Origin of the sequence: Streptomyces sp. NPDC097640 (assembly GCF_040302705.1) — a bacterium.
Classification (GTDB): domain Bacteria; phylum Actinomycetota; class Actinomycetes; order Streptomycetales; family Streptomycetaceae; genus Streptomyces.
This window is the reverse complement of the sequence record NZ_JBEOSB010000028.1, coordinates 44,778-71,043: the sequence shown is the minus strand read 5'-3', so window position 1 is coordinate 71,043 and position 26,266 is coordinate 44,778. Positions and strand designations below refer to the sequence as shown.

The 26,266-nt window shown below is 71.7% G+C and carries 28 protein-coding genes; 17 read left to right on the top strand and 11 right to left on the bottom strand.

Translation table 11 applies throughout. The features are described from left to right. Positions 1 to 109: 109 nt before the first annotated feature. The 4 genes from ABTY62_RS35335 to ABTY62_RS35320 all read left to right on the top strand — a co-directional run bounded on the left by ABTY62_RS35335 (position 110) and on the right by ABTY62_RS35320 (position 3,989). On the top strand, positions 110 to 1,150 hold the full coding sequence (locus ABTY62_RS35335) for an LmeA family phospholipid-binding protein (protein WP_352133489.1): 1,041 nt from the start codon (positions 110 to 112) through the stop codon (positions 1,148 to 1,150). A gap of 156 nt (positions 1,151 to 1,306) precedes the next feature. Further along, positions 1,307 to 1,429, top strand: a complete 123-nt coding sequence (locus ABTY62_RS35330) for a hypothetical protein (RefSeq protein ID WP_311724558.1) — start codon at positions 1,307 to 1,309, stop codon at positions 1,427 to 1,429. Between the two features lie 268 nt (positions 1,430 to 1,697). Continuing rightward, positions 1,698 to 1,823, top strand: coding sequence for a hypothetical protein (locus tag ABTY62_RS35325; RefSeq protein ID WP_311724559.1), 126 nt, complete (start codon positions 1,698 to 1,700; stop codon positions 1,821 to 1,823). 210 nt (positions 1,824 to 2,033) lie between these two features. Continuing rightward, positions 2,034 to 3,989: an ABC transporter ATP-binding protein gene (locus ABTY62_RS35320; RefSeq protein ID WP_352133488.1), complete on the top strand. Its 1,956-nt coding sequence runs from the start codon at positions 2,034 to 2,036 to the stop codon at positions 3,987 to 3,989. 74 nt (positions 3,990 to 4,063) lie between these two features. Here the strand turns inward: ABTY62_RS35320 and ABTY62_RS35315 are convergent, their stop codons facing one another. The 6 genes from ABTY62_RS35315 to ABTY62_RS35290 all read right to left on the bottom strand — a co-directional run bounded on the left by ABTY62_RS35315 (position 4,064) and on the right by ABTY62_RS35290 (position 10,300). Then, positions 4,064 to 4,816 carry a response regulator transcription factor gene (locus ABTY62_RS35315; RefSeq protein WP_352133487.1) on the bottom strand — a complete coding sequence of 251 codons (753 nt, stop codon included), beginning with the start codon at positions 4,814 to 4,816 and terminating at the stop codon, positions 4,064 to 4,066. 102 nt (positions 4,817 to 4,918) lie between these two features. Continuing rightward, complete coding sequence (locus ABTY62_RS35310; protein ID WP_352133486.1) at positions 4,919 to 6,343, bottom strand: sensor histidine kinase; 1,425 nt, start codon at positions 6,341 to 6,343, stop codon at positions 4,919 to 4,921. Further along, complete coding sequence (locus ABTY62_RS35305; RefSeq protein WP_352133485.1) at positions 6,340 to 7,083, bottom strand: response regulator transcription factor; 744 nt, start codon at positions 7,081 to 7,083, stop codon at positions 6,340 to 6,342. The genes ABTY62_RS35310 and ABTY62_RS35305 overlap by 4 nt, the downstream gene beginning before the upstream one ends. Positions 7,084 to 7,218: 135 nt before the next feature. Continuing rightward, positions 7,219 to 8,340 (bottom strand): S1C family serine protease, encoded by a 1,122-nt coding sequence (locus ABTY62_RS35300; protein ID WP_352133484.1) that lies wholly within the window; start codon positions 8,338 to 8,340, stop codon positions 7,219 to 7,221. A gap of 109 nt (positions 8,341 to 8,449) precedes the next feature. Then, on the bottom strand, positions 8,450 to 9,472 hold the full coding sequence (locus ABTY62_RS35295) for a LacI family DNA-binding transcriptional regulator (protein WP_352133483.1): 1,023 nt from the start codon (positions 9,470 to 9,472) through the stop codon (positions 8,450 to 8,452). A gap of 24 nt (positions 9,473 to 9,496) precedes the next feature. Continuing rightward, entirely contained in the window at positions 9,497 to 10,300 is an 804-nt protein-coding gene (locus ABTY62_RS35290; protein ID WP_352133482.1) for a response regulator transcription factor, read from the bottom strand. A gap of 415 nt (positions 10,301 to 10,715) precedes the next feature. Between ABTY62_RS35290 and ABTY62_RS35285 the strand changes: the two genes are divergently transcribed. Next, a complete protein-coding gene (locus tag ABTY62_RS35285) occupies positions 10,716 to 11,585 on the top strand; it encodes an alpha/beta hydrolase (protein WP_502997581.1) in 870 nt (289 codons plus the stop codon). A gap of 47 nt (positions 11,586 to 11,632) precedes the next feature. Here ABTY62_RS35285 and ABTY62_RS35280 read toward each other — a convergent pair whose 3' ends face one another. Together ABTY62_RS35280 and ABTY62_RS35275 are read right to left on the bottom strand one after the other, a co-directional pair. Continuing rightward, positions 11,633 to 13,531, bottom strand: a complete 1,899-nt coding sequence (locus ABTY62_RS35280; RefSeq protein ID WP_352133574.1) for an ABC transporter ATP-binding protein — start codon at positions 13,529 to 13,531, stop codon at positions 11,633 to 11,635. Positions 13,532 to 13,763: 232 nt separating this feature from the next. Further along, entirely contained in the window at positions 13,764 to 15,497 is a 1,734-nt protein-coding gene (locus ABTY62_RS35275) for an ABC transporter ATP-binding protein (RefSeq protein WP_352133480.1), read from the bottom strand. Positions 15,498 to 15,601: 104 nt separating this feature from the next. On the opposite strand from ABTY62_RS35275, the gene ABTY62_RS35270 reads away from it, so the two are divergent. The 7 genes from ABTY62_RS35270 to ABTY62_RS35240 all read left to right on the top strand — a co-directional run bounded on the left by ABTY62_RS35270 (position 15,602) and on the right by ABTY62_RS35240 (position 20,152). After that, positions 15,602 to 15,886, top strand: a complete 285-nt coding sequence (locus ABTY62_RS35270) for a MoaD/ThiS family protein (protein WP_311724569.1) — start codon at positions 15,602 to 15,604, stop codon at positions 15,884 to 15,886. Between the two features lie 10 nt (positions 15,887 to 15,896). Further along, positions 15,897 to 17,243, top strand: a complete 1,347-nt coding sequence (locus tag ABTY62_RS35265; protein ID WP_352133479.1) for a hypothetical protein — start codon at positions 15,897 to 15,899, stop codon at positions 17,241 to 17,243. A gap of 88 nt (positions 17,244 to 17,331) precedes the next feature. Further along, the gene (locus ABTY62_RS35260) at positions 17,332 to 18,027 is read left to right on the top strand and encodes an LmeA family phospholipid-binding protein (protein ID WP_352133478.1); all 696 of its coding nucleotides are present in this window, start codon (positions 17,332 to 17,334) and stop codon (positions 18,025 to 18,027) included. Positions 18,028 to 18,281: 254 nt separating this feature from the next. Continuing rightward, positions 18,282 to 18,362: a putative leader peptide gene (locus tag ABTY62_RS35255; RefSeq protein ID WP_352133573.1), complete on the top strand. Its 81-nt coding sequence runs from the start codon at positions 18,282 to 18,284 to the stop codon at positions 18,360 to 18,362. Between the two features lie 162 nt (positions 18,363 to 18,524). Continuing rightward, the gene (locus tag ABTY62_RS35250) at positions 18,525 to 19,364 is read left to right on the top strand and encodes a sulfurtransferase (RefSeq protein WP_311724572.1); all 840 of its coding nucleotides are present in this window, start codon (positions 18,525 to 18,527) and stop codon (positions 19,362 to 19,364) included. Between the two features lie 58 nt (positions 19,365 to 19,422). Then, on the top strand, positions 19,423 to 19,710 hold the full coding sequence (locus ABTY62_RS35245; protein ID WP_311724573.1) for a DUF1416 domain-containing protein: 288 nt from the start codon (positions 19,423 to 19,425) through the stop codon (positions 19,708 to 19,710). Between the two features lie 181 nt (positions 19,711 to 19,891). Further along, on the top strand, positions 19,892 to 20,152 hold the full coding sequence (locus ABTY62_RS35240; RefSeq protein WP_352133477.1) for a DUF3099 domain-containing protein: 261 nt from the start codon (positions 19,892 to 19,894) through the stop codon (positions 20,150 to 20,152). Between the two features lie 43 nt (positions 20,153 to 20,195). Here ABTY62_RS35240 and ABTY62_RS35235 read toward each other — a convergent pair whose 3' ends face one another. Next, a complete protein-coding gene (locus ABTY62_RS35235; protein ID WP_311724575.1) occupies positions 20,196 to 20,558 on the bottom strand; it encodes a DsrE family protein in 363 nt (120 codons plus the stop codon). Positions 20,559 to 20,863: 305 nt separating this feature from the next. Between ABTY62_RS35235 and ABTY62_RS35230 the strand changes: the two genes are divergently transcribed. The 3 genes from ABTY62_RS35230 to ygfZ are packed head-to-tail and all read left to right on the top strand — an operon-like array spanning position 20,864 to position 22,969. Further along, on the top strand, positions 20,864 to 21,427 hold the full coding sequence (locus ABTY62_RS35230; RefSeq protein ID WP_311724576.1) for a heme-binding beta-barrel domain-containing protein: 564 nt from the start codon (positions 20,864 to 20,866) through the stop codon (positions 21,425 to 21,427). 49 nt (positions 21,428 to 21,476) lie between these two features. Continuing rightward, positions 21,477 to 21,965, top strand: a complete 489-nt coding sequence (locus ABTY62_RS35225) for a Fur family transcriptional regulator (protein WP_352133476.1) — start codon at positions 21,477 to 21,479, stop codon at positions 21,963 to 21,965. Between the two features lie 38 nt (positions 21,966 to 22,003). Next, positions 22,004 to 22,969 carry a CAF17-like 4Fe-4S cluster assembly/insertion protein YgfZ gene (gene ygfZ / locus ABTY62_RS35220; RefSeq protein ID WP_352133475.1) on the top strand — a complete coding sequence of 322 codons (966 nt, stop codon included), beginning with the start codon at positions 22,004 to 22,006 and terminating at the stop codon, positions 22,967 to 22,969. 32 nt (positions 22,970 to 23,001) lie between these two features. On the opposite strand, the gene dtd is transcribed toward ygfZ, so the two are convergent. Beyond that, a complete protein-coding gene (gene dtd / locus ABTY62_RS35215; RefSeq protein ID WP_352133474.1) occupies positions 23,002 to 23,427 on the bottom strand; it encodes a D-aminoacyl-tRNA deacylase in 426 nt (141 codons plus the stop codon). A gap of 152 nt (positions 23,428 to 23,579) precedes the next feature. On the opposite strand from dtd, the gene ABTY62_RS35210 reads away from it, so the two are divergent. Together ABTY62_RS35210 and ABTY62_RS35205 are read left to right on the top strand one after the other, a co-directional pair. Beyond that, the gene (locus ABTY62_RS35210; RefSeq protein WP_352133473.1) at positions 23,580 to 24,269 is read left to right on the top strand and encodes an RsiG family protein; all 690 of its coding nucleotides are present in this window, start codon (positions 23,580 to 23,582) and stop codon (positions 24,267 to 24,269) included. A 73-nt stretch (positions 24,270 to 24,342) separates the two neighbouring features. Further along, complete coding sequence (locus ABTY62_RS35205) at positions 24,343 to 25,590, top strand: GNAT family N-acetyltransferase (RefSeq protein WP_352133472.1); 1,248 nt, start codon at positions 24,343 to 24,345, stop codon at positions 25,588 to 25,590. Positions 25,591 to 25,623: 33 nt separating this feature from the next. Here the strand turns inward: ABTY62_RS35205 and ABTY62_RS35200 are convergent, their stop codons facing one another. Further along, positions 25,624 to 26,223 (bottom strand): TetR/AcrR family transcriptional regulator, encoded by a 600-nt coding sequence (locus tag ABTY62_RS35200; protein ID WP_352133471.1) that lies wholly within the window; start codon positions 26,221 to 26,223, stop codon positions 25,624 to 25,626. Positions 26,224 to 26,266 lie beyond the last annotated feature (43 nt).

Here is a 26,266-nt window from a genome sequence, read left to right as displayed (position 1 = left end):
TCAAGCCGGGCGTGCGTGTTGGGATGGAGTGATGCGATCCCCCGTGCGCATGTTCTCACCGCAGTCCAGCCAATCCCCCCAAAGCGACCACCCGGCCCCGGAGCGAAAGGTGCACCGGGGGTTCGCCCGCGTACCGCGCGCCAGAAAGGTGGCCATCGGGCTGCTGCTGGGCGCCGCGCTGCTGGTGCTCGTGGACCGCTGCGCCGTGCTGTACGCCGAGCAGCGGGCGGAGCAGACGCTCCAGCGGAAGCTCGGGCTGGCGGCGGCGCCCGAGGTGAACATCCACGGGTTCCCGTTCCTCACCCAGGTGCTGGGCAAGCGCCTGGACGGGGTGGACGTCACCCTCCGGGACGTACCGGCCGACCAGGTGTCGCTCGCCAAGATACGGGCCGAGGCCACGGACATTCGCCTGTTCGGGGACCTGCCGCTGCCCGTCGACGGGGCCAGGGCGGCCCAGGTCGACGGGGACGTACTGCTCTCCTTCGACGACCTGGAGCGCGACATAGGCGCCTCGCACGTGCGGTTCAGCGCGCTGGACGGCAACGCGGTGCGGGCGGCCGGCGAGCTGCCCGTGGCCGGATGGCAGGTGCGCATCCACGCCCTGGCGCACCTCCGGCGGGACGGCGACCGCGGGGTCGCCACCAGCGTCAGCGGCATGTGGCTCGACGTCCCCGGCATCGCCACCTACCGGCCCGGACGGCCCGCCCGGCTGCGGCTGCACTCGGAGGCGGCGGAACGGATCAGCCGCGACAGGACGAAGGCGCGGGCGCTGCTCGAGGTGGAGTCGGTGGCGCGGCAGCTCGGCGTCACGCCCGAGGCCACCCGCCTGGCGCTGCGGGACGACAAGGCGCTGAGCCGGATCATGGAACGGCCGGGGTTCACGGACAGGCTGATGCGGGCCAACCTCGTGGACCTGGTCTCGGACCACCCCGAGGCGCTGGAGGGGGCGGGCGTCGACCCGGTGGCGGCCCGGGCCCTGATGCGGCTGCCGGTTCGGGAGCTGTCGGAGCGGGTCGCGTTCTCCTTCCACCTCCCCAAGCAGGCCAAGGGCCTGCGGCTGCGGAACATCACCGTCGAACGCGAGGGCATCCGGGCCGACCTGACGGGCTCCGGGCTGGCCGTGGGCACCGCCCGCCGGGCGGACCGCTGATCCTCGATGAGGATTCTCAAACGGCACATGAAGGAAGCTCATTGTTTCCTTAACCAGGTCTCATCGCATTTGGCTTTCCGTTGCCGAATTCCTCGGTAGTGTCTTTCTTGTCGCGCCGGACAGGTGCGGAAGAGGAACATGGGAAAGGAAATTGAAATGAGCTTCAAGAAGGTCGCCCCGCTGCCCAAGCCCAAGCACTCGCGCAAGCCGCTCCCGAAGCCGCTGCCGAAGCCGAAGAAGGGCCCGAAGAAGCCCCCGCGCCGCCCGATCGAGGGCTGAGCGCAGGCAGGGCCGATCTGAACCCAGGTCGGGACAGGTCACGGAAGGGGCCGGTGGCACACGCCACCGGCCCCTTCGACGTGCGCGTACACGCGTGGACGCAGCCGTCCGGCCCACGGTTCCAGGAATCGCCTGAGAATTCATTCATGCGGGTCTTGGCAAACACACAGGCTCCTCCGATCCCGCTCACGGAAACCCCTCCTAATGTTTTCCGTGTCGAAGCCGAACGGCGAGACACCGAAAAAGAAAAACCCGAAAGGAAATCACCATGAGCATTCGCAAGGTCGTTCCGGTCAAGCCCGCCCGCAAGCCCGAGGACAAGAAGCACCAGCCCGCGAAGCCGGCGCCCAAGAAGCACAAGAAGCACCAGCACCGGCGCCCGATCGGTGGCTGACCCACATACCGGAGGCGGGCCCGCGGCACTGTGCCACGGGCCCGCCTCGGCCATGTCCGGCCCCGGCACGGCCGAGGCGGGCCGGCTAGCCGGCCCGGAAGCCGGCCGACGCCAGGAGCGGAAGAGACAGTGACCTCGACAGTGCCCCCCGTACGACCCCCAGTACGACCCTCAGGACGACCCTCAGGACAACCGCCGGACCAGCCGACGATGCAGCTGCGGGCGGTCGGCGCCGAGCCCGCCCCCGGGCGCGGCCGCCACCGGCGCTCCGGGCGGCCCCGCCCGTACGGCCGCCACGCCGACCACGCCGAGCCGTACGCCTACGAGGGCGGCGCGGGCGAGGACGAGCCGACGGAGCAGACCACCCCCCAGCTGCCCGCGCGCCAGGCCTTCCGCCGCTTCTGGCCGCTGACCCGGGGCGACCGCCGCTGGCTGGTGCTGATCTGCGCCTGCGTGGTGGCCGCCGCGCTCGCCGAGACGGCCGCGATCCTGCTGTTCTCCGACCTGACCGACCACGCCCTCCAAGAGGGCTCGCTCAGCGCCTTCTGGTCCCCCGCCGGGCAGTGGTTCGCCGTGGCGGTCATCGGCGCGGCGGTCGGATACACCGGCAACTCGCTCGCGGTGTGGACCGCGGAGCGCTTCGTGCTGCGCCTGCGCGCCCGCGTCTTCGGCCATGTCCAGGACCTGCCGCCGCACTTCTTCCAGCGCCACCGCCAGGGCGATCTGGTCGAGCGCCTCACCGGGGACGTCGAGGCCATCGAGCAGATGGTGGTCTCCGGCGTCGTGGGCACCGTGTCCGCCCTGTTCAGCACGGTCTTCTTCGCCGCCGCCGCCTTCTGGCTGCGCTGGGATCTGGCGCTGGCCACCTTTGTGCTGGCGCCGTTGTTCTGGCTGGCGGCCCGGCGCTTCTCCGGGCGGATCAAGACCGTGGCGCGCGAGGAGCGTGTCGCCGACGGCGCGATCACCTCGGTCGTCGAGGAGTCGCTGGGCAACATCGTGCTGACCCAGGCCTATAACCGGAAGGCCGCCGAGGAGAAGCGGCTGCGACGGGAGGCGCGCGCCTGGATGCGCGCGTCGGTGGCCGGGGCGCGGATGAGCGAGCTGTACGAGCAGCTGGTCGAGGTCATCGAGACGCTGTGCGTCCTCGCCGTCATCGGGCTCGGCGCCTGGGAGATCTCCCAGGACCGGATGACCATCGGACAGCTGCTGGCGTTCGCCGCCTTCCTCGGCTACCTCTACCCGCCGATCCGCAACCTCGGCCAGCTCGGCCTCACCCTCACCGCCGCCACCGCGGGCGCCGAGCGGCTGCTGGACATCCTCGACGCCGAGCCCGCCGTGGCCGACCCGCCGCCGGGAGCGGCCGTCGCACCCTGGCGGGTGCACGGCACGGTGGAGTTCACCGGGGTCGGCTTCCGCTACCCGGGCGCCGGGAAGCGCACCCTGGCCGCGGTCTCGCTCACGGCCCGGCCGGGGGAGTTCGTGCTGATCACCGGCGCGAGCGGGGCGGGCAAGTCGACCGTCTCGAAGCTGCTGCTGCGCTTCTACGACCCCGCCGAGGGCTCCGTACGCCTGGACGGGGTGCCGCTGCACACCATGCCCCTCACCTTCCTGCGCGAGAACGTCACGCTCCTGCCGCAGCAGACGCTCATCCTGCACGACACCATCCGCGAGAACATCGCCTGCGGCCGGCCGGGGGCCACGGACCACGAGATCGTCCAGGCGGCCCGCGACGCGGCGGCCCACGACTTCATCACCGCCCTGCCCGAGGGCTACGACACCCGCATCGACCCGCACACCGCGCGGCTGTCCGGCGGCCAGCTCCAGCGCGTGGCGATCGCCCGCGCGATGCTGCGGGACGCGCCCGTCCTGGTCCTGGACGAGCCCACCACCGGGCTCGACGCGCTGGCCGCGCGGCGGGTGGTCAGGCCGCTGAGGCGGCTGATGTCCAACCGTACGACGATCATGATCACGCACGATCTGAACCTGGCCCCGGACGCCGACCGCGTCCTCGTCCTCGACCACGGGCGGGTGGTGGAGACGGGTACACACCGGGAGCTGCTGGCCCTGGACGGGGCGTACGCGCGGCTGCACGGCTCGCAAAACGGCACGGGACTCGCGGAACCCACCGACACGGGGCAGTTCCCCGCCCCGCTCGCGGGGAGCTGACACCACGCCGAACGCCGGGCGGGCTGGATGAGAACCATCCAGCCCGCCCGGCGTTCGGCATCCGGCATCCGGCGCTACTCCCCCACCAGGGCGCGCAGCACATAGCCGACCCCCCGCACCGTGTGCAGCAGCCGCGGCTCGCCGCCCGCCTCCGTCTTGCGCCGCAGGTACATCACATACACGTCCAGGGTGTTGGAGGCCGGCTCGAAGTCGAACCCCCACACATCGCGCAGGATCACCGCCCGGGTGAGCACCTGGCGGGGGCGGGTGAGGAACAGCTTCAGCAGCGCGTACTCGGTCTTGGTGAGTTCCAGCAGCCGCCCGGCCCGGGTGACCTGGCGGGTGCCCGGGTCCAGCATCACGTCCTCGAAGGACAGGCGGGAGGGCGGCTGCGGCGCGGCACCGGCCGCCGGTACGAGGACAGGGGCGAGGGCGGGGGAGGGCACGGGGCGATGGGCGCCGCGGCGCAGCAGGGCGCGCACCCGGGCCAGGAGCTCCTCGCCCGCGAAGGGCTTCGTCAGATAGTCGTCGGCGCCGTTGTCGAGGCCGACGATCCGGTCGCCGATCGAGTCCCGCGCGGTCACCATCATGATCGGCACGGTGTCGCCGCCGGCCCGGATGCGGCGGGCGACCGTCAGCCCGTCCAGGCCGGGCATCATCACATCGAGCAGCACCAGATCGGGCGGGTCCTGTCCGAGACGGTCCAGGGCTTCCAGGCCGTCCTGGGCGGTGTCGACCGCGTACCCCTCGGATCTCAGGGTTCTGGAGAGCGTGTCGCGCACCGCGGGGTCGTCGTCCACGACCAGAATCCGGGCTGTCTCATGCATGGGCTCCAACCTCGCGCCCGAGCCTGTGCGCACGCTGAGTCAGGCGTGTACGTCGGCTGAGAGGTCGGGGCGTGGTCGGGGCGTGGTCGGGGCGTGAGGAAGTCAGGGCCCCGACGGCTCCAGTCCCTCCGGCGGCTCCGTGGGCGCGCCCGGGAGCCGGAGCCAGGCCACCGTCCCGCCGCCCGGCGCGGGCTGGAGCCCCACCTGGCCGCCGGACTGCTGGACGGTGCGGGCCACGATGGACAGGCCGAGGCCGGAGCCGGGCAGGGCGCGGGCGGACGGCGAGCGCCAGAACCGTTCGAAGACATGCGGCAGTTCGTCGGCGGGGATGCCGGGGCCATGGTCGCGGACCGTGAAGTCGCCGTCTTTGAGCACGATGTCGATCACACCACCCGAAGGGCTGAACTTCACCGCGTTGTCGAGCAGATTGACCAGTGCCCGCTCCAGCGCCGCCGCCTCTCCCCGTACGTACCAGGGCGCCAGCGAGGCGTTGATGGTGAGGTCGGCGCCGCGCAGCCGCGCCCGCTCCAGCGCGGCCCCCGCCACCTCGTGCAACCCGACCACCTGGAGCGGTCCGGTGCCGGGCAGGGCGTCCGGGCGGGACAGCTCCTGGAGGTCGCCGATGAGCGCGGCCAGCTCGGTCATCTGCGCCTTGACGCTGGCCATCAGCGCCTTGCGGTCGTCGGGCGGCAGCGGACGGCCGGTCTCCTCGCTGCGCGCGAGCAGCTCGATGTTGGTGCGCAGCGAGGTGAGCGGCGTACGCAGCTCGTGGCCTGCGTCGGCGATCAGCTGCTGCTGCCGTTCGCGGGAGGAGGCGAGGGCGGCGGTCATGGAGTTGAAGGAGCGGGACAGCCGGGCGATCTCGTCGTCTCCCTCGGCGGGGATGCGTACGGCCAGGTCCTCCGTGCGGGCCACATGCTCGACCGCCTCGGTCAGCCGGTCCACGGGCTTGAGCCCGGTCCTGGCGATCCACAGGCCGGCCGCCCCGGCCCCGACGACACCGGCGCCCGCGACCAGGAGCATGACCAGCGCCAGGGTGTTGAGGGGACCGGTCACCTCGTCGAGGGGACGGGAGACGGACACGGTCAGCACGCCGGGGCCGCCGTCCACCCGGACCGGCATCTGCCTCGTGTAGACGCGGACGGCGTCGCCGGATGTGGTCGTGCCGTTGCGCATGACCTCCCGCAGCCGACCGTCCGCGACGGCGATGTCCTGGTCCGTCACCTTCACCGCCGTCGAGCCGATGACGCACCGCTCGCCGTCCTGACTGACGAACTGCACCCCGGCGGCGCCGGGCCCCAGGTGGTCGGTGGTCTGCGGCTGGGACGAACAAGACAGGCCGACCAGTCGCTGGATGCGGTCCGGGGACACGCTGTCGCGCAGCTTCTGGTCCAGCGCGCCGGTCAGCTCCTGGCGGGTGAGGAACCAGCACGCGAAGGCCGCCACCGCGACCGCCACCGCCACCGCCACCGCGGTCAGCAGCGCCAGCCGCGAGCGGAGCGGAAGCCTGCGGAAGCGGTTCGTCACGGTGTGCCGCCCCCGGCCGCGCGCAGCACGTAGCCGACGCCGCGCACGGTGTGCACGAGCCGCGGCTCACCGCCCGCCTCGGTCTTGCGGCGCAGATACATCACATACACGTCCAGCGAGTTGGACGACGGTTCGAAGTCGAAGCCCCAGACGGCCTTGAGTATCTGTTCGCGGGTGAGGACCTGGCGCGGATGGGCCAGGAACATCTCGAGCAGCGTGAACTCGGTGCGGGTCAGCTCGACCCGGCGCCCGCCCCTGGTCACCTCGCGCGTGGCGAGGTTCATCCGCAGATCGCCGAAGGTCAGCTCGTTGTCCCCGGTCTCGGGGACGGCCCCCGCGGCCGCGGCGTACGAGCTGCGGCGCAGCAGGGCGCGGATCCGGGCCAGCAGCTCGTCCAGCTCGAACGGCTTGACGAGGTAGTCGTCGGCGCCCGCGTCGAGCCCGGTGACCCGGTCGCCGACCGTGTCGCGCGCGGTGAGCATCAGGATGGGCACGGTCACCTGGGTGGCGCGCAGCCGCCGGGCGGCGGTCAGCCCGTCCATACGGGGCATCAGCACATCGAGCACGATCAGCTCGGGGTCGTACGCGCCGACCTTCTCCAGCGCGTCGAGCCCGTCCAGGGCCGTCTCGGTCACATAGCCCTCGAAGGCGAGGCTGCGCTGAAGGGCTTCGCGGACGGCCGGCTCGTCGTCGACGATCAGGATGCGGGCGGGCTGGTCGCCGTGCTCGGCGGGGCTCATGGAACGGGTTCCTCACTCGGAGTCGACGGAACGCGGCAGCGGTAGGGCGGAGCGGTGGGTGGATCCGCTGCCTTCAGCCTCGCACGGGCGGACGGGGACGGGCCTGATGATCCCAGGTGGACGGGCGCGGGCCGGTCAGCTGTTGCTGGTGCTGCCGCCGCTGCGCAGGTTGTCGAGGTCGGCCTTGACGGTGTTGATGGGGATGGAGAAGCCAAGGCCGATGCTGCCCGCGCTGCTGGAGCCCTGGTTGGCGGCGGACGAGTACATGGCGGAGTTGATCCCGATGATCTGGCCCTTCATGTTGATGAGCGCGCCGCCGGAGTTGCCGGGGTTGAGCGAGGCGTCCGTCTGGATGGCCTTGTAGGTGGTGGTCGAGGAGCCGACGTCGCCGTTGTACTGGCCGCCGCCGAACTCGAACGGCCACTGCCCGCGACCGTTGCCGCCCGGCCCCTGCCCCTGCCCCTGACCCTGACCCTGGCTCTCGTCCGTCGAGACGGTCACATCGCGGTCGAGCGCGGAGACGATGCCGCTGGTGACGGTGCCGGTCAGCCCCTCGGGCGAGCCGATGGCCACGACCTGGTCGCCGACCTGGACGGCGCTGGAGTCGCCGAGCGTGGCGGGCTTGAGTCCGCTCGCGCCCGAGACCTTGATCAGGGCCAGGTCCTTGCCGCTGTCCGTGCCGACCACCGTCGCGCTCCTCTTGCTGCCGTCGCTGAAGGTGACCTTGATGGTGTCGGCGCCGGCGACGACGTGGTTGTTGGTGATGATCTCGCCGCCGCTGGTGATGACCACGCCGGAGCCGGTGGACTGACCGCTGTTGGACGTGGCGCTGATCTCCACGATGCTCGGGCTGACCGCCGTCGCGACGGCGGTGACCCCGCCGACCTTGCTGGAGGTGGCGTTGACGACGGTGGTCGTGGTGGAGCTGTCCGACTTCTGGGCCGCGTTCGTGACCAGCGCCGCCGCCCCGCCGCCCACGAGCGCCGAGACCGCCGCCACCGCCGCGATCAGCAGGGCGGACCTGGAGACGCGCCGCTTGCGGCGACCGCCGCTCCCGCCAGCGCTCCCGCCTCCGCTCCCGTCAGCGCTCCCGGGCCACACGGTGATCCCCGACGGGGTGGTGACGGGCTGCTGGGGCGCGTGCGGGGGCGGCGTGGGGTAGCCACCGGACCAGGCGCCGTACGAGTGCCCGCCGTACGGGGGCTGCGGGTGCTGCGGGGGCTCGTGATCGCCGCTGCGGGGCGTGTTCTCCGTCATGCCTATGACTGTGCTCAGCGAGTATGAGAACTTTCTGAGTGCCCGCTGAGAAGCCCGACAGAAGTCGGTATGCCCGAGATAAGGACGGCCGGGCCGGATCGCGCGGAGGTTACGCGCAGCCGCAGGACCGCCGTACCACCAGCGCCGACGGGAACTGCCGCACCCGCTCCCGCCGCGAGGACGCGGGCCGCACCGCGTCGTCCAGCACCAGGTCGACCGCCGCGCGGGCCATCGCGGGCCGGTCGGAGGCGACGGTGGTCAGCGGCGGGTCGGTCAGCGCCGCCTCCTTGACGTCGTCGAAGCCGGCGACGGCCAGCTCACCGGGCACCTCGAGGCGCAGCTCGCGCGCCGCCCGCAGGACGCCGATCGCCTGGTCGTCCGTCGCGCAGAAGATGGCCGGCGGACGGTCGGGGCCCGACAGCAGCCCCAGGGCGACCTTGTAGGCGTCGTAGCGGTTGTACGGGGCCTGGAAGAGCCGTCCCTCCGTGGACCGCCCGGCTTCCAGCATCGCCCGGCGCCAGCCCTCGACGTGGTCGGTGACAGGGTCGCCGACGGTCGGGGTGATCTCGATGCCGCCGATGCACGCCACGTACTCGTATCCGTGCTCCAGCAGATGCCGCACGGCCAGCTGCGCGCCGCCGATGTCGTCCAGCACCACCGCCACGTCGTCGATCGCCTCGGGGCGCTCGTGCAGCAGCACCACACGGGCGTCCCACGCCTCGATCTCGGCGGCGGCGTTCTCGCTCAGGCCCTGGCTGATGAGGATCAGCCCGGACACCCGCATGCCCAGGAAGGCGCGCAGATAGTGCACCTCGCGCTCGTCGAGGTAGTCGGAGTTGCCGACCAGCACCATCTTTCCGCGCTCGGAGGCGGCCTGTTCGACGGCGTGCGCCATCTCGCCGAAGAACGGCTGGCGCGCGTCCGGGACGATCAGCCCTATGAGGTCCGTCCGCCGGCTGGCCATCGCCTGCGCGACCCGGTCCGGCCGGTAGCCGAGCTCCTTGATCGCGGCGAGTACCCGCTCGCGCGTGGCCGGGGCGACCGGCCTTGGTCCGTTATTGATGACGTAACTGACGACCGCGGTGGAAGTCCCCGCCAGCCTTGCCACATCATCCCGCGTCACCTTGGCCACGCGCGGCAGTCTACGCGGGTCCAGCTATGTGTTGGCCGAGCGTGCGGCACCGGCTTTCACGTTCTCCGCGAGCGCCGCCCCGTCGGCCGGAGCCTCCTCGCGCTCCGCCCTCGCGGCGTCCGCCCTCCGCTTCGCCTCTTCGGTGCCGCGGTCGCCCTTCTCCGGGGAGACGAACCGGTAGCCCACGTTCCGTACGGTGCCGATCAAGGACTCGTGCTCCGGGCCGAGTTTGGCCCGCAGCCGCCGTACGTGCACATCGACCGTGCGGGTGCCGCCGAAGTAGTCGTAGCCCCAGACCTCCTGGAGCAGCTGCGCCCGGGTGAAGACCCGGCCGGGGTGCTGCGCAAGGTACTTGAGGAGCTCGAACTCCTTGAATGTGAGATCCAGCACACGGCCCTTGAGCTTCGCGCTGTACGTGGCCTCGTCGACCGACAGGTCGCCGTTGCGGATCTCCATCGGGCTGTCGTCCGTGGTGATCTGCTGACGGCCCATCGCCAGCCGGAGCCGGGCCTCGACCTCGGCCGGGCCCGCGGTGTCGAGCAGCACATCGTCGATGCCCCAGTCCGCGGTGACGGCGGCGAGGCCGCCCTCGGTCACCACGAGGATCAGCGGACAGCCGGGCCCGGTGGAGCGCAGCAGCTGGCACAGGCTGCGCACCTGGGGCAGATCACGCCGGCCGTCGATCAGGATCACATCGGCGCCGGGGGTATCGACCAGAGCCGGGCCCTCGGCCGGAGCCACTCGCACGCTGTGCAGCAGGAGTCCCAGCGCGGGGAGCACCTCGGTGGAGGGCTGTAGCGCGTTGGTCAGCAGCAGGAGGGAACTCATCGGTCATCACCCGCCCTGGCCGTCGTCTTGCGGTCGGACACGCTTCGCTCGCCCATTACGTCGGTTCCTCCTCGGTCCCTGCGAGAGGGGGCACCTCCCAGGCCCGAGCCTGGGGGAGTATGCGGCTACTGCTTCGTACCTGACTGGCTCGTACTGCACTTCTTGCGGCTCGGCACTACGTCGTGTCGGCTGCGGCTCCGCGCCCTGGAGCGCGTGTGCGCTCAAACGCGCGGAACGCGCCTGAATGCACAAAAGGACCCGGGGGCTGCTTTGCCCGGATCCTCTTCCCAGAAGAATAACCCACATGACACGTGGGCTTAAGGCTGCATCCGCGCCGTCTTCTGTTTCCTTGATCACCGACCGGGGGCGCCGGAGCAGGCAAGAGACCAGGCAGGAGACCTGGCAGCGGGCCGTGCTGCTGACGGACGACGGGGTGGCGATCGAGGCCGCGTATGAGCCGTTCGGCCCCCTCGCCGCGCCCCCTGCCGAGCCCCCTGCGGAGCCCCCGGCCGAGCCGTCCCCATCCGCTCCGGCCGCGGGCGTGAGCGGCCCGGCGATCGTGGTCGCGCACGGCTTCACGGGCGCCCTGGAGCGCCCCGCGCTGCGGCGCGCCGCGGCGGCGCTGGGCGGGCACGCGGCCGTGGTGACCTTCTCTTTCCGAGGCCATGGCCGGTCCGGCGGGCGCTCCACGGTCGGCGACCGGGAGGTCCTGGACCTGGCCGCCGCGGTGCGGTGGGCGCGCCGGCTCGGACACCGGCGGGTCGCCACGGTCGGGTTCTCGATGGGCGGCTCGGTGGTGCTGCGGCACGCGGCGCTGTACGGGGCGGGCACCGAGGCAGGGGCGGGCGCGGGGGCACTCGAAGCGAAAAGGGGCGCGGGGGAGCGCGAAGGGGCGCACACGGACGCCGCAGTGGCGGTGAGCGCACCTGCCCGCTGGTACTACCGGGGAACCGCCCCGATGCGCCGGGTGCACTGGGCGATCACCCGGCCGGCCGGGCGGCTGGTCTCCCGCTACGGGCTGCGCACCCGCATCGACGCCCGCGGCTGGGACCCCGAGCCGCTCCCGCCGGTCGCCGCCGCCCCACTGATCGCGCCCACGCCCCTGCTGATCGTCCACGGCGACCGGGACCCGTACTTCCCGCTGGACCACCCGCGGTCGCTGGCGGAGGCGGCGGATCCGTCATCCACAGAGCTGTGGATCGAGCCGGGCTTCGGCCACGCGGAGAACGCGGCCGACGCCGAGCTGCTCGACCGGATCGCCGCCTGGGCGACGAGCCGCGCGTGACGGCCGGGCCGGCTCGCTCCCCCACAGCAAGCCCGGCCCGGCCCGGCTCACTCCGCCTCGGCCAGCGGCTCCGCGAACTGGGCCTCGTACAGCCGCGCATACGCTCCGCCCGCCGCCCGCAGCAACTCGTGCGTGCCCTGCTCCACGATCCGCCCGGCCTCCATCACGAGGATCACGTCCGCATCGCGGATCGTCGACAGGCGGTGGGCGATCACAAAGCTGGTGCGGCCGGTCCGCAGGGAGGCCATCGCGTGCTGGATGAGCACCTCCGTACGGGTGTCGACCGAGCTCGTCGCCTCGTCCAGGACCAGGATCGCCGGCTCCGCCAGGAACGCCCGGGCGATGGTGATCAGCTGCTTCTCGCCGACGCTGATGTTGGAGCCCTCGTCGTCGATCACCGTGTCGTAGCCGTCCGGCAGGGTCCGTACGAAGCGGTCGACATGCGTGGCCCTGGCCGCCTCGACGATCTTGTCGAACGACGCGCCCTCCGCCCCGTACGCGATGTTGTCCGCGATCGTCCCGCCGAAGAGCCAGGTGTCCTGGAGCACCATGCCGATGTTGGAGCGCAGCTCCTCCCGGCTCATGGCGGCGATGTCCACCCCGTCCAGCGTGATCCGCCCGCCGCTGACCTCGTAGAACCGCATCAGCAGATTGACCAGGGTGGTCTTGCCCGCGCCGGTCGGGCCGACGATGGCCACCGTCTGGCCCGGCCGCACCGACAGCGACAGGTCCTCGATCAGCGGCCTGTCGGGCTCGTAGCGGAAGGAGACGTCCTCGAACTCGACCCGGCCGCGCACCTGCTCCGGCCGCGCCGACGGGGACGCGTCCGCCTCCTGCTCCGGCGCGTCCAGCAGCTCGAAGACCCGCTCGGCGGACGCGACACCCGACTGCACCAGGTTGGCCATGGAGGCGACCTGGGTGAGCGGCTGGCTGAACTGGCGCGAGTACTGGACGAAGGCCTGGACGTCGCCGATCGACAGCGCCCCGCTCGCCACCCGCAACCCGCCGACCACGGCGACCAGCACATAGTTGAGGTTGCCGATGAACATCATCGCGGGCTGGATGATCCCGGAGATGAACTGGGCGCGGAAGCCCGCCTCGTACAGCTTCTCGTTCTGCGCCCGGAAGAGCTCGGCGGACTCCTTCTGGCGGCCGAAGACCTTCACCAGCGAGTGGCCGGTGTACATCTCCTCGATGTGGGCGTTGAGCTTGCCGGTGGTCTTCCACTGCGCCACGAACTGCGGCTGCGCCCGCTTGCCCACCTTCGTCGCGACCACCACCGAGACCGGCACGGTCACCAGCGCGACCAGCGCCAGCAGTGGCGAGATCCAGAACATCATGGCCAGCACGCCCACGATGGTCAGCAGCGAGGCCATGAGCTGGCTGAGGGTCTGCTGAAGCGTCTGCTGGATGTTGTCGATGTCGTTGGTGGCCCGCGACAGCACCTCGCCGCGCGGCTGCTTGTCGAAGTACGACAGCGGCAGCCGGGCCAGCTTCCGCTCGACGTCCTCGCGCATCCGGAAGACCGCGCGCTGCACCACGACCGTGGCGACGCGCGCCTGGAAGAGATTGAACAGCGAGGAGATCACGTAAATCGCGGTCACCCACATCAGCACGGTCCCGACCGCGCCGAAGTCGATGCCCTGGCCGGGGACCACGTCCATGGACGCGACCATGTCGGCCACCGTGTCCTGGCCCTGCCGCCGCAGCCCCTCGACCGCCTCCGCCTTGGTCGCGTCGGCGGGCAGCTGCCGCCCGATGATGCCCGCGAAGATCAGGTCCGTGGCCTGGCCGAGGATCTTCGGGCCGAGCACCGACAGCGCGATGCTGACCGTGCACAGCGCGAGCACCACCATCGACAGGCCGCGCTCGGGCTGAAGGGTCGCCAGCAGACGGCGGCTGGAACCCTTGAAGTCCATGCTGCGCTCGGCCGGCTGGCCGCCCATGAAGCGCGCGGGGCCGGCCGCCGGCGCGGGGCCTCTCCGGGGCGCCGCCGCGGCGCTGGGCGCCGGGGTACTGGGCTCCGGGGTGCTGGGTGCCGGAGCGCTCTTCTCGCTCATGCCCCTCCCACCCGCTCAGTCTCGGCGCGCTCCAACGCGCGGGCTTCCCTCGTCACTGCTCGCTCCTTCGTCGCTGCGCGGCTCCTCAGTCCAGCCCGCACAGCGCGCCAAGACACGCTCACGCGGCCTCCTGCTCGGTGAGCTGGGAGAGCACGATCTCCCGGTACGTCTGGTTGTTCTCCATCAGCTCGGTGTGCGTGCCCGTGCCCACGACCCGCCCCTCGTCGAGGACCACGATCCGGTCCGCGCCCCGGATGGTGGACACCCGCTGGGCGACGATGATCACCGTCGCGTCCTCCGTCTCATCCGCGAGCGCGGCCCGCAGCCGCGCGTCCGTGGCGTAGTCCAGGGCCGAGAAGGAGTCGTCGAAGAGATAGACGGACGGCTTGCGGACCAGCGCGCGGGCGATCGCCAGCCGCTGCCGCTGGCCGCCGGACACATTGCCGCCGCCCTGGGCGATGGAGGCCTCGAGACCGCCCTCCATGCGCTCGACGAACTCGCGGGCCTGGGCGGTCTCCAGGGCCTGCCACAGCTCGTCGTCGGTCGCGTCCGGCTTTCCGTACCGCAGGTTTGAGGCGACGGTGCCGGAGAAGAGGTACGGCTTCTGCGGCACCAGGCCGATGGCCTCGGCCATCAGGACCGGATCCATGTCGCGTACGTCCACGCCGTCCAGGTGCACACTGCCGTCGGTCGCGTCGAAGAGGCGGGGCACCAGACCCAGCAGGGTGGACTTGCCGCTTCCGGTGGAGCCGATGACGGCCGTGGTCTGGCCGGGCCGGGCGACGAGCGAGACCTCGCGCAGCACGGGCTCCTCGGCGCCCGGGTAGCGGAACTCCACGCCGTGCAGCTCGAGCAGGCCCCGGCGCTCCAGGGGCGGGACGGGCTTGAGCGGCAGGGCGACGCTGGTCTCGGTCTCCAGCACCTCCTGGATGCGCTCGGCGCACACCTCGGCGCGGGGCACCATCATGAACATGAAGGTGGCCATCATCACGGCCATCAGAATCTGCATCAGATAGCTGAGGAACGCGGTCAGCGCGCCGATCTGCATGTCCTCGCTGTCGATGCGGTGCCCGCCGAACCAGACGACGGCGACGCTGGAGAGGTTCACCACCATCATCACGGCCGGGAACATCAGCGACATCAGCCGGCCGGCCCGCATCGAAACATCCAGCAGCTCGGTGTTGGCCTCGGTGAAACGGCCCCGCTCGTGCTCGTCGCGGACGAAGGCACGGATGACGCGGATGCCGGTGATCTGCTCGCGCAGCACCCGGTTGACCGTGTCGATGCGCTCCTGGACGCCCCGGAAGAGCGGGCGCATCTGCCGGACGATCAGCGAGACGATGATGCCCAGGGTCGGGACGATGAGCAGCAGCAGCCCGGAGAGCGGCACGTCCTGGTTGAGCGCCATGATGATGCCGCCCACACACATGATCGGCGCCGAGACCATCAGGGTGAACGACATCAGGGCCAGCATCTGGACCTGCTGCACGTCGTTGGTGGTGCGGGTGATGAGCGAGGGCGCGCCGAAGTGGCCCATCTCACGGGCGGAGAAGGACTGCACGCGGTCGAAGACGGCGGCGCGCACATCGCGGCCGAGCGCCATCGCCGTCCGGGCGCCGTAGTAGACGGCGCCGATGGAGCAGACGATCTGCACCAGCGTGACGGCGATCATCACACCGCCGATCTCAAGGATGTAACCGGTGTCACCCTTCACGACACCGTCGTCGATGATGTCGGCGTTGAGCGTTGGCAGGTAGAGCGTCGCCAGCGTCTGCACGAGTTGCAGCGCGACGATCAGAGCGATCGATCGGGTGTAGGGCCTCAGGTACGCCCGTATAAGTCGGACCAGCACACCGAAACCCTAAGCGAGCGCCCCGGAGCGCACCCGGGGATTTACCGGTCTGCCGCCCGACCCCGTCATCATGGGGGGCGGCAGATGACGGGAGAGGGATCGCGATGGCGATGAAGAACACGGCGGGGCCGCCGGCCGGCACCATCCGGTACTGGGCCGCGGCCAAGGCGGCCGCCGGCACCGCCGAGGAGCCGTACGCCGCGGCCACGCTCGCCGACGCCCTGGACGCCGCCCGGCAGCGGCACACCGCGCGACCGGAGTTCGCGCGGGTGCTGGGGCGGTGCTCGTTCCTGGTCGACGGCGACCCCGTCGGCACCCGTGATCACAAGACGGTCCAACTGGCCGAGGGCGGCACGGTCGAGGTGCTCCCGCCGTTCGCAGGAGGGTGACCCCGACGTCATGAGCAACCAGCCGCAGCAACCCGGGAGCAATCCGTACGACCCTTATGGGCCGAACGGGTCGGCCGAGCCGCCGTACCAGGGCTACGGAGATTACGAGGGATACGCAGGACAGGCGCAGCAGGACGCGTACGGGTCCTACGCCCCCCAGGGCCAGTACGGCCAGCAGGGGCAGTACGACCAGCAGGGGCAGCAGCCCGGCGCCTGGCAGGGGTACGACGGGTCCGCGTACGACGGGCAGCAGGCGTACCCGGAACAGGGATACCAGCAGCAGGCGTACCAGCAGCAGTGGCACCACCAAGGCGGCCAGGCCGCCTACCAGAACCAGGGCCAGAACCAGGTCCAGCAGGGTTACCAGGGACAGGCGTACCAGGGCCAGCAGGCGTACCAGGGGCACCAGGAGCCGTACGCCGCCGCCTCGGACGCCACCATGCAGTTCTCGGCCGCCACCCGCCCCGCCGAGCCCCGGGCCGCCGCGTCCCGGGCCGCCGCCGCGCCACCGCGCTCGGCTCCGGCCGAGCCCGCCGGGGCCACCGCCCCCGCCGCGGCCCCCGAGACCCCCGAGACCCCCGCCAAGCCGCTCACCGCCGCCGAGCAGGCCCGCGCCGAGGGCCGCCCGATGATCCTCTCCCCGGGGCTGACCCCCGCCGCCCTGACCGCCGTGCTCGCCGCGCTCCTCGCGGCCACCGCGCCGCTGGCCCGGCCCGCCGTCGCCGTCGTCGTGGTGCTGCTCCAAGCGGTCACCGCGGCGGGCTGGTTCCGGCTCAACGGGATGTGGCCCGCCCGGCAGGGCATCGCGCTGGCCTTCGCGGGCGGCCTGGCCGCGGACATCGGCCTGCTCGCCACCGAGCGCTCGCACGCCCCGACGGTGCTCATGGGCACGCTCGGCGTCTGGCTGCTGCTGGTGCTGATCCTCCAGCTGCGCAGCCACGCCTCGCCCGACGAGCGCCTGTACGGCCTGACGGCGGCCGTCGCCTCGACCGCGGTGACCGTGATCGCCGCCGGGCATCTGGCCGCGGTCGCCGAGTCCTCGGACGCCGTCGTGGTGGGGGCCGCCGCCGTGGCGGTGGCGGCGCTGGTGCGCGCCCTGCCGCTGCCGGGCGCCGTCTCCGCGGTCCTGGCGCTGATGGCGTCCGCGGGCGCGGGCCTCGCGGCCGCCCAGCTGACCGGCACCGGCACCGCCGGCGCCATGGGGCTGGGCCTGGCGGCGGGGGTGTGCGCGCTGATCGGGCTGCGGGTGGCCAGCTACGACTACCCCTCCCGCTTCGTGCACATGACCGCGGGCGTCGCCCTTCCCCTCGCCGCCGCGGCCCCCGCGGTCTATGTGATCGGGCGCGCGCTGGTGTGATCCTGGCCCTAGGGGGTGCCCGCACCGCTGCGGTTAGGCTCGCAGCCTCAGGCGACGGCCTGAGCCAGAGCCTGGGGGACCCAACGCAATGCGCGCACTGCGAATCACACTGATCGTCTTCGTCGTACTCGGCGTTCTGTTCGTCGCCGCCGACCGCCTGGCGCTTTATATGGCGGAGTCCGAGGCAGCCGACAAGATCAAGAGCAGTCAGGGGCTGACCAGCACCCCCGATGTCTCGATCAACGGCTTCCCCTTCCTGACCCAGGTCGCCGGCAAGGAGCTGGACGAGGTCGAGATCGGCGTGGACGGGCTGACCACGGACGCGGGGGGCGGCCGTACGGTGCGCGTCACCAAGCTCGACGCCACGCTGCACAACGTCCGGATCTCCAGCAGCTTCTCCTCCGCCACCGCCGACAGCGCCACCGGGTCCGCGCACATCAGCTACGCGGACCTGTCCACGGCCGCGGGCCAGGGCATCACGGTCGGCTACGCCGGGGCGGACGAGTCGGGGCGCGGCCGCGTCAAGATCACCGGGCAGCTGATGGGCCTGAGCCTCAGCACGTACTCCACGGTCACCATCGTCAACGGCGACACGATCAAGCTGCACGCCGAGTCCGTCCCCGGCAGCAAGATCCCGCAGTGGGAGCAGAAGGTGCGGCAGCGCACCGACATGGAGCGCAAGATCGACGGTCTCCCGGCGGGCATGACGCTGGACAAGGTGGAGACGGACGAGGAGGGCGTAAACGTGTCGGTCGTGGGTAAGAACGTCGAGCTGGCGGGCTGATCATCCGGGGCCGCAGCGCCCCCGCGGCCGCCCGGTACCCACCCCCATCCGTACCCCACCCGCCCCGCGTTCCACGGTCGTCCATTCCATGAGACGGTCTCGTCCGCGACGGCGGACATTCATGGGCGCCCGACGCCCCGCGGACCGCTCCGCGACGCGCCGGGCGCCCTTCTCATTTCACATCGCGGACAATCCCGTCTCATCATCCGACACGGCGGTGACATGCCCGGCTGTCCGTCCCTACGATCGGACGCATGAAGCGACAGGCGGATCTCACAAAGCGGCGGGCAGTAGACCTGTGCCGCGTGGCCGCCATGCTCTGTCGCGCCGCCTGACGAGGACGCGCGGCCCGCTCCTTCACCTCACGGCCCCGTCCTATCGGCCCGTCAGTCAGCCGGGCCTGCCCGCACTCCGCTCGTACGCCCGCTACCGAACCGCGCGTAGCCCGCATTCCGACGCGTACCCGTACCGCCGCAACTGCCCCGGAGGAGAAAAACATGAGCCGCAGTGACGTCCTCGTCGACGCCGACTGGGTACAGGCCCGCATCGACGACCCCAAGACGGTCATCGTGGAGGTTGACGAGGACACCTCTGCCTACGACAAGAACCACATCAAGAACGCCATCCGGATCGACTGGAAGCAGGACCTCCAGGACCCGGTGCGCCGCGACTTCGTCGACCAGGCGGGCTTCGAGAAGCTGCTCTCCGAGAAGGGCATCGCCAACGACGACACGGTCGTGCTCTACGGCGGCAACAACAACTGGTTCGCGTCGTACGCCTACTGGTACTTCAAGCTCTACGGGCACCAGGACGTCAAGCTCCTCGACGGCGGCCGCAAGAAGTGGGAGCTCGACTCGCGCGACCTGGTCGCCGAGGTCCCGTCCCGGGCGAAGACCGAGTACCAGGCCAAGGCCCAGGACGTCTCGATCCGCGCCTTCCGCGACGACGTCGTGGCGGCCATCGGCTCGCTGAACCTGGTGGACGTCCGCTCCCCCGACGAGTTCTCCGGCAAGCTGCTCGCCCCGGCGCACCTCCCGCAGGAGCAGTCGCAGCGCCCGGGCCACGTGCCGTCCGCCCGCAACATCCCCTGGTCGAAGTCCGCCAACGACGACGGCACCTTCAAGTCCGACGACGAGCTCAAGGAGCTCTACGAGGGCGAGGGCGTCGACCTGGCGAAGGACACCATCGCCTACTGCCGCATCGGTGAGCGCTCCGCTCACACCTGGTTCGTCCTGCACGAGCTGCTCGGCCAGACCAACGTCAAGAACTACGACGGCTCCTGGACCGAGTACGGCTCCCTCGTCGGCGTGCCGATCGAGCTGGGCGCCAACAGCTGAGCCTTCCTCCCCCGCCCCCTCCCCTCCCCGATCTCCCCGAACGTAAGGACAGTCACCCATGTGTGGAGCAACGGCCGGCGGCCCCGACGCGTCGACCATCAAGCCCGGCGAGACCACCATCCAGGGTTCCGTGACCCGTAACGGCGAGCCGGTCACCGGCTACGTCCGGCTGCTGGACAGCACCGGCGAGTTCACCGCCGAGGTCCCCACCTCGGCGACCGGACAGTTCCGCTTCTACGCGGCCGAGGGCACCTGGACGGTGCGCGCCCTGGTGCCTGGCGCGACCGCGGACCGCACCGTCGTCGCCCAGAAGGGTGGCCTGGCGGAGGTCGCCATCGCCGTCTGACGCCACCCGCGCGTCACGGACAGCACGGCCGGAGGGCCGCACCCCGGGGTTGGACGCCTCGGCGGGGTGCGGCCCTCCGGGCACTTCGGGGCCGTACGGGGCCCGTACGGGCCCCGTACTGGGGCTGCGCGGGGCTGTCCTCGACCTGTCCGAGCGGCGTCCCCGGACGTATCCTGGGGATATGTACGCGCGACGCCGCCACGCATACTTCATCCTGATGGGCGCGTGTCTGACGCTGTTCGTCTCGGCATGGGGATTCGTACGCCTGTGGTCCGTCCCGGCCGCCGTGGCCATGTGTGTCGTCGCCATGGTGATCCCGCCACTGGCCGCCATCGTGGCCAACCGCAGGGGACCGGGCGACCGGTGGTGGGACGAGTCGGGGGACGAGGAGTCCGACCGATGGTGGCGGGAGCTGGACGAGTACGACCACCACCGCCATTAGCGCGATCTCCGGCCCGACCGGGCCGAAGAGGCGAAGTCCTCGGTCAGTAGACGAGCGCCTGGACGCCGTCGGGCATGATCTCGCTGACGAACACCTGTGCCCCCGCGATCCGGGCGCCCTTGATGAGGTCCTTCTCCTCGATCTCCCGGCGGGCCGCACACTGCGAGCACACGGTGATCGAGCCACCGGCGAGGATGCCGTCGATGAGATCCGGCAGCGGCGCGGCATGCGGCAGCTCGAACTCCGCCGCGCGGCCCGGGAGCGCGAACCAGGTCGACTCCCCCGTCAGCCACAGCGAGACCTCCACGCCGCTCGCCGCGGCCACCGCCGCCACCGTGAACGCCTGGGAGCACCGCTCGGGCGCGTCCGCGCCCGCCGTCACCTTGATCACCAGCTTTTTCGCCATGCGGCCAGCCTAGGCCGGACCGGGAGACCTCGAAGAGCCGACCACCACACCGGCGACTAGACTCGGCCCCGGTCCACGACCGTTCCGCCAGTCCCACCGGAACACCCACTCCTCCAAGGAGCGCGCACGTGCTTGAGGCAGTCTTCACCACCCTGATGATCCTGGTCGTCGTCGCCACGCTCGGCTTCGCCGCGCTGACCTGGAAGAAGCTGTACCAGGGCCAGCGCTGACCCGCCTGCTGCCCGGCACCCGGGGGCACCTCGCCCCCTCCCCTCCATTCCCCTTCCCACAGATCGCCTGAACTCATGATCGAGATTCCGTCCGACCTGCACCCGGACCTCGTGCCGCTCGTCTTCCTCCTCGGCAACTGGGAGGGCGCGGGCGTCTACGACTTCCCGGGGACCGAGAAGTGCAACTTCGGGCAGGAAGTGACGTTCACCCACGACGGACGCGACTTCCTGGAGTACATCTCGCACACCTGGGTGCTCGACGGCGACGGCAAGAAGGTCCGTCCGCTGGAGTCCGAGTACGGCTTCTGGCGGATCGACAAGGACCGCAAGGTCGAGATCGTCATGATCCGCGACCAGGGCGTCGTCGAGGTCTGGTACGGCGAGCTGGCGGACGGCAAGCCGCAGATCGACGTGGTGACGGACGCCGTGGCCCGGACCGCCGCCTCCGGCCCGTACTCCGGCGGCAAGCGGCTCTACGGCTACGTCAAGAGCGATCTGATGTGGGTCGGCGAGAAGGCCACCCCGGAGGTGCCGCTGCGGCCGTACATGTCCGCGCACCTGAAGAAGGTCGTGGACCCGCGCGAATGGGCCAAGGACCTCAAGGACCTCCCGGACGACGGCATCGCCTTCTTCCGCTGACCGGCCCGCGGACCGCACGGCCGCCCGGGCCCACGCCTACACTGGGCCCGTGGCGACCACCGACTGGAAGACAGATCTGCGGGAGCGCGGCTATCGCCTGACGCCGCAGCGCCAGCTCGTGCTCGAGGCCGTCGACCACCTCGAGCACGCCACCCCGGACGACATCCTCACCGAGGTGCGCCGCACCGCGAGCGGCGTCAACATCTCCACGGTCTACCGCACCCTGGAGCTGCTGGAGGAGCTGGGGCTGGTGAGCCATGCCCACCTCGGGCACGGCGCGCCCACGTACCACCTGGCCGACCGGCACCACCACATCCACATGGTCTGCCGGGACTGCACGGATGTGATCGAGGCCGATCTGTCGGTGGCCGAGCCCTTCACCCGGCAGCTGCGGGCGAGCTTCGGGTTCGACACCGATATGAAGCACTTCGCGATCTTCGGCCGCTGCGCCAAGTGCTCCGCCGGCCGGACGGACGACTCCCGAGCGGACGACGCCTCCCGGGCGGATGCCCCCGAGGCCCCCGGAAGCGAGTCCTAGGCCAGGTCCTAGGACTCGACGAGTCGTAGGCTGAGCGCATGAAGAGCCCTTTGCTGTCGCTGCCCGGCGCCGTCCCCGGCGAGGGCGCCGACGAAGGCGTCGCCGCGCACTACGGCGACCTGTTCCGCGAGCAGCGCACGCTCGCCGACGGCTCCGGCTTCGTGGACCTCTCGCACCGCGGTGTGGTCACGGTCACCGGCGCGGACCGGCTGAGCTGGCTGCACCTGCTGCTCACCCAGCACGTGAGCGAACTCCCGGCCGGTGAGGCCACGGAGGCGCTGATCCTCTCCCCGCACGGCCATATCGAACACGCGCTCTACATAGTCGACGACGGCGAGACCACCTGGGCCCATGTGGAGCCCGACACCCAGGGTGATCTGCTCGCGTACCTGGAGAGCATGAAGTTCTTCTACCGGGTGGACGTCGCGGACCGCACCGAGGAGTTCGCCGTCGTCCACCTCCCGGCGGGCAGCATCACCGAGGCCCCCGAGGGCGCCGTCGTCCGCGAGACCCCGTACGGCCGGGACCTGTTCCTGCCCCGCGCCGACCTGGAGTCCTTCGCGGCGGCGAGCGGCCCGCCGGCCGGTGTGCTGGCGTACGAGGCGCTGCGCGTCGAGGCGCACCGCCCGCGGATCGGCCTGGAGACCGACCACCGGACGATCCCCCACGAGCTCGGCTGGATCGGCACCGCCGTACACCTCCACAAGGGCTGCTACCGCGGTCAGGAGACCGTCGCCCGGGTGGAGAACCTCGGCAAGCCGCCCCGCCGCCTGGTCTTTCTCCACCTGGACGGCAGCGAGGTGACCCTGCCCGGCCACGGCGCTCCCGTGCGGCTCGCCTCGGACGGCACGGCGGGGCGCCCGCTGGGCTTTGTGACGACGTCGGCCCGCCACCACGAGCTGGGGCCGATCGCGCTGGCGCTGGTCAAGCGCAACGTGCCCGTGGACGCGGCGCTGATCGTGGATACGACGGCCGCCTCGCAGGAGGTCGTCGTCGAGCCGTAGACGCGGGCGTAGGCGAGGGCCCGGCCCTCGCCTCAGACCTCGACGATCACGGTGAACGGGCCGTCGTTCGTGAGCGAGACCTTCATGTCCGCTCCGAACCGGCCCGTCTCCACCTGCGCGCCCAGCTCCCGCAGCCGCGCCACGACCTCGTCCACCAGCGGCTCGGCGACCTCGCCCGGCGCCGCCGCGTTCCAGGTGGGCCGGCGTCCCTTGCGTGCGTCGCCGTAGAGCGTGAACTGGCTGATGACCAGCAGCGGGGCGCCCAGGTCCGAGCAGGACTTCTCGCCCTCCAGGATCCGTACGGTCCACAGCTTGCGGGCCAGCTGCGCCGCCTTCTCCGGGGTGTCGTCGTGGGTCACCCCGACCAGGACGCACAGCCCCTGCCCGACGATCTCCCCGACCGTCTCGCCGTCCACGACGACGTTGGCCCCGTTCACCCTCTGTACCACAGCACGCATACGGTCCATCATGCCCTGCCTTCTTCCGGGGCCGATCGGGTGGAAGCGCGCTGCGGACGGACCTCGCACAGTGGCACGATGCGTGCAAGCGGTGCGCAATGGGCACAACGCGATCAGCTCGCGTAGCACCGCATGGAGGGGACGGAAACCGCATGATCACATCCGGCACCGGGCAGCCGCCCGGGCCCGCATCGACGCGCCCGGGAGACGGCGGCCTGCTCCAGGCGGCCACCGAGGCCCTACAGCGGCAGGGATTCCAGCCGACGGACCTACGGCCACCGCGGCCGCCGAGCCAGCGCGGCGGCCGACAGGCCGATTCCGGTTCGGCATCCGCTTCGGCATCCGCTTCGGCGTCCGCTTCGGCGGCGCGGGAGCCGGCCGGGCTGCGGCTGTCGGAGCTGCGGGCGCTGCGGCGCTCGGCCCAGCGCGAGGAGGCGGACCTGAGCTATGTGCGCAGGCTGCTCCAGGGCCGGGTCGACATCCTCCGGGCGGAGCTGAACCGCCGCTCGGCCCCCGGCTCGCCGGTGGTGGACCTGCTGCCGGAGATCCTCGCCGACGGGCCGTCGGGGCACCGCTCCTCCGCCCGGCATGTGACGCTCGGCACTCCACAGGGCGCGGAGTACCGGCGGCTGGCCGAGGAGACGCTGGCCGAGATCGGCCTGTCCGATCTGGGGGCGCGTACGGACGAGGAGTTGGCCGGCGCGATGGGCCGGCTCGCCGACTACGAGCGGCAGGTCTCGCGGCAGCGGCGGGAGCTACAGCGCACGGCGGACGACTGCGGCGCGGAGATCACCCGAAGGTACCGCGAGGGAGAGGCACACGTGGACGACCTGCTCTCGTAAGCCGTCCGGGGCAGGGGGAACCCCGCGGATATCCATGTGCGCCCGGCGGTATCGGCCGCATACCGTGGGGTTCATGGCCCCAGAGATCCGTACGGTCGCCGACTCCGACCTCACCGACTGGACCCGCGCGCTCAACACCGGCTTTCTGCGGCCGCCGGAGGCGAGCAAGGAAGAGGTCGACATCCGGCGGTCGCACATCGGCCAGGAACTGGACCGTGTGCAGGGGGCCTTCGACCGGGGCCGCTGCGTGGGCACCTTCCGCAGCTTCGCGCAGCGGCTGACGGCGGTCGGTGGGACGGAGGTCGCGGCCGACGCCATCACCAACGTCTCGGTCTCCCCCACGCACCGCCGCCAGGGGCTGCTCAGCCGGATGATGGAGCGCGACCTGCGCGCGGCGCAGGAGCGCGGCGACGTGGTGGCGTCGCTGATAGCCGCCGAGTACCCGATCTACGGGCGGTACGGGTTCGGCCCGGCCACCTGGGTCACCGAGTGGCGGGTGGACATCGCGCGCGCCGGGCTCGACGCGCGCTACTCCGGGCCCGCGTGCGGCGGCCGGGTGGACTTCGCGGAAGGCGCCGAGGTACGGGAGCTGGGCCCCGCGCTGCACGAGCGGCTGCGCGCCCGGCAGCACGGCATGATCGACCGCCGTGAGAGGTGGTGGCAGGTGAACACCGGCCTGCTGCCCTTCCCCAACCAGCCGTGGACGGAGCCTTTCTACGTCCTGTACCGCTCCCCCGACGGCTCCGTGGACGGTCTGCTCGCCTACGCGGGCGACAGCAAGTGGGAGGGCAAGCTCCCCCGCAACACCGCCAGTGTGCTCGGGATGCTCGCGGCCTCCCCGGCCGCCGAGCGCGCGCTGTGGCACTTCCTGTTCTCCGTCGACTGGGTCACCCACGTCGCCACCGGCTACCGCCCGCCGGACGACCTACTGCCGCTGCTGCTGGGCGACCCGCGGGCGGCCCAGGTCACGACGCACGCCGACTTCCTGTGGCTGCGGCCGCTGGACGTGCCCCGGCTGCTCGAGGCCCGTACGTACCCCGTCCCGGGCTCGCTGGTCCTGGAGCTGTCCGACCGCGCCGGCCTGGCCGGCGGCCGCTATCTGCTGGAGGCCGGGCCCGACGGCGCCTCCTGCGCGCCGACCACCCGGTCCGCCGACCTGACCATGGACATCGGTGAGCTGGGGACGCTGTGGCTGGGGGACGAGTCCGTGGTCCGGCTGGCCGCGCTGGGGCGGGTCGCCGAGGAGCGCGAGGGCGCCGCGGCGCGGGCGGAGCTCCTGCTGCGCACGTCGCGCCGCCCTTGGTGCCCGGACATCTTCTGATTCCGACCGGGCCCGGGCCGCGCGCCCGGGCCGTTACTTCCCCTGGCCGATCAGCAGGTCGGCCAGGTCCCTGACCGACTGGCGGAACCGCGCCCAGTCCCCGTCCGCCGTCAGCCGCCGCACCAGCTCCCCGTCGAACGCGGCGAGCAGCAAGTGGGCCGCGAACTCGGCGTCGAGGCCCGGCCTGAGCTCCCTGAGCAGCTCGCAGAGGTGGGCGTGCCACCCAAGGTAGGTGGGGTCGTCCAACTTGCCGTCGCCGCAGGCGCGTTCGTGCGCGGCGATCAGGGACAGATGGCGCTCGGCGATGCCGGCCACCGCGTCGAGGAAGGCCGACAGCCGCTCGCTTGAGGGCGCGGCCGTGCCCAGCGGCGCCGCCTCCTCGTGGATCGCCTCCGCCAGCTGGGCCGCGCGGTCGGCCAGCAGCGCCCGGAACAGGCCCGTACGGCTGCCGAAGCGGCGGAAGACGGTGCCCTTGCCGACCCCCGCGGCGGCCGCGACCCGGTCGAGGGACACATGCTCGGCGCCGCACTCCGCCAGCAACTCCTCGGTGGCGCGCAGGATCGCGCGCCGATTGCGCGCGGCGTCGGCGCGCTCGCCGCGTCCGGCGCTGTGCGCTGTCGTGGCCTCGCTCACGGCACCTCCTCCCGTCCGGCCGGCGGTTGTAACCGGACCGTCG

What these genes read in the sequence shown, in the direction of transcription:
- ABTY62_RS35270 (WP_311724569.1), top strand. Translation starts at nt 15,602, where the DNA reads ATGGCGATGAAGAACACGGCGGGGCCGCCGGCCGGCACCATCCGGTAC.
- ABTY62_RS35305 (WP_352133485.1), bottom strand. Translation starts at nt 7,083, where the DNA reads ATGAGCCCCGCCGAGCACGGCGACCAGCCCGCCCGCATCCTGATCGTC.
- ABTY62_RS35260 (WP_352133478.1), top strand. Translation starts at nt 17,332, where the DNA reads ATGCGCGCACTGCGAATCACACTGATCGTCTTCGTCGTACTCGGCGTT.
- ABTY62_RS35245 (WP_311724573.1), top strand. Translation starts at nt 19,423, where the DNA reads ATGTGTGGAGCAACGGCCGGCGGCCCCGACGCGTCGACCATCAAGCCC.
- ABTY62_RS35325 (WP_311724559.1), top strand. Translation starts at nt 1,698, where the DNA reads ATGAGCATTCGCAAGGTCGTTCCGGTCAAGCCCGCCCGCAAGCCCGAG.
- dtd (WP_352133474.1), bottom strand. Translation starts at nt 23,427, where the DNA reads ATGCGTGCTGTGGTACAGAGGGTGAACGGGGCCAACGTCGTCGTGGAC.
- ABTY62_RS35330 (WP_311724558.1), top strand. Translation starts at nt 1,307, where the DNA reads ATGAGCTTCAAGAAGGTCGCCCCGCTGCCCAAGCCCAAGCACTCGCGC.
- ABTY62_RS35240 (WP_352133477.1), top strand. Translation starts at nt 19,892, where the DNA reads ATGTACGCGCGACGCCGCCACGCATACTTCATCCTGATGGGCGCGTGT.
- ABTY62_RS35300 (WP_352133484.1), bottom strand. Translation starts at nt 8,340, where the DNA reads ATGACGGAGAACACGCCCCGCAGCGGCGATCACGAGCCCCCGCAGCAC.
- ABTY62_RS35205 (WP_352133472.1), top strand. Translation starts at nt 24,343, where the DNA reads ATGGCCCCAGAGATCCGTACGGTCGCCGACTCCGACCTCACCGACTGG.
- ABTY62_RS35210 (WP_352133473.1), top strand. Translation starts at nt 23,580, where the DNA reads ATGATCACATCCGGCACCGGGCAGCCGCCCGGGCCCGCATCGACGCGC.
- ABTY62_RS35235 (WP_311724575.1), bottom strand. Translation starts at nt 20,558, where the DNA reads ATGGCGAAAAAGCTGGTGATCAAGGTGACGGCGGGCGCGGACGCGCCC.
- ABTY62_RS35255 (WP_352133573.1), top strand. Translation starts at nt 18,282, where the DNA reads ATGAAGCGACAGGCGGATCTCACAAAGCGGCGGGCAGTAGACCTGTGC.
- ABTY62_RS35320 (WP_352133488.1), top strand. Translation starts at nt 2,034, where the DNA reads ATGCAGCTGCGGGCGGTCGGCGCCGAGCCCGCCCCCGGGCGCGGCCGC.
- ABTY62_RS35230 (WP_311724576.1), top strand. Translation starts at nt 20,864, where the DNA reads ATGATCGAGATTCCGTCCGACCTGCACCCGGACCTCGTGCCGCTCGTC.
- ABTY62_RS35290 (WP_352133482.1), bottom strand. Translation starts at nt 10,300, where the DNA reads ATGAGTTCCCTCCTGCTGCTGACCAACGCGCTACAGCCCTCCACCGAG.
- ABTY62_RS35265 (WP_352133479.1), top strand. Translation starts at nt 15,897, where the DNA reads ATGAGCAACCAGCCGCAGCAACCCGGGAGCAATCCGTACGACCCTTAT.
- ABTY62_RS35315 (WP_352133487.1), bottom strand. Translation starts at nt 4,816, where the DNA reads ATGCATGAGACAGCCCGGATTCTGGTCGTGGACGACGACCCCGCGGTG.
- ygfZ (WP_352133475.1), top strand. Translation starts at nt 22,004, where the DNA reads ATGAAGAGCCCTTTGCTGTCGCTGCCCGGCGCCGTCCCCGGCGAGGGC.
- ABTY62_RS35280 (WP_352133574.1), bottom strand. Translation starts at nt 13,531, where the DNA reads ATGGGCGGCCAGCCGGCCGAGCGCAGCATGGACTTCAAGGGTTCCAGC.
- ABTY62_RS35250 (WP_311724572.1), top strand. Translation starts at nt 18,525, where the DNA reads ATGAGCCGCAGTGACGTCCTCGTCGACGCCGACTGGGTACAGGCCCGC.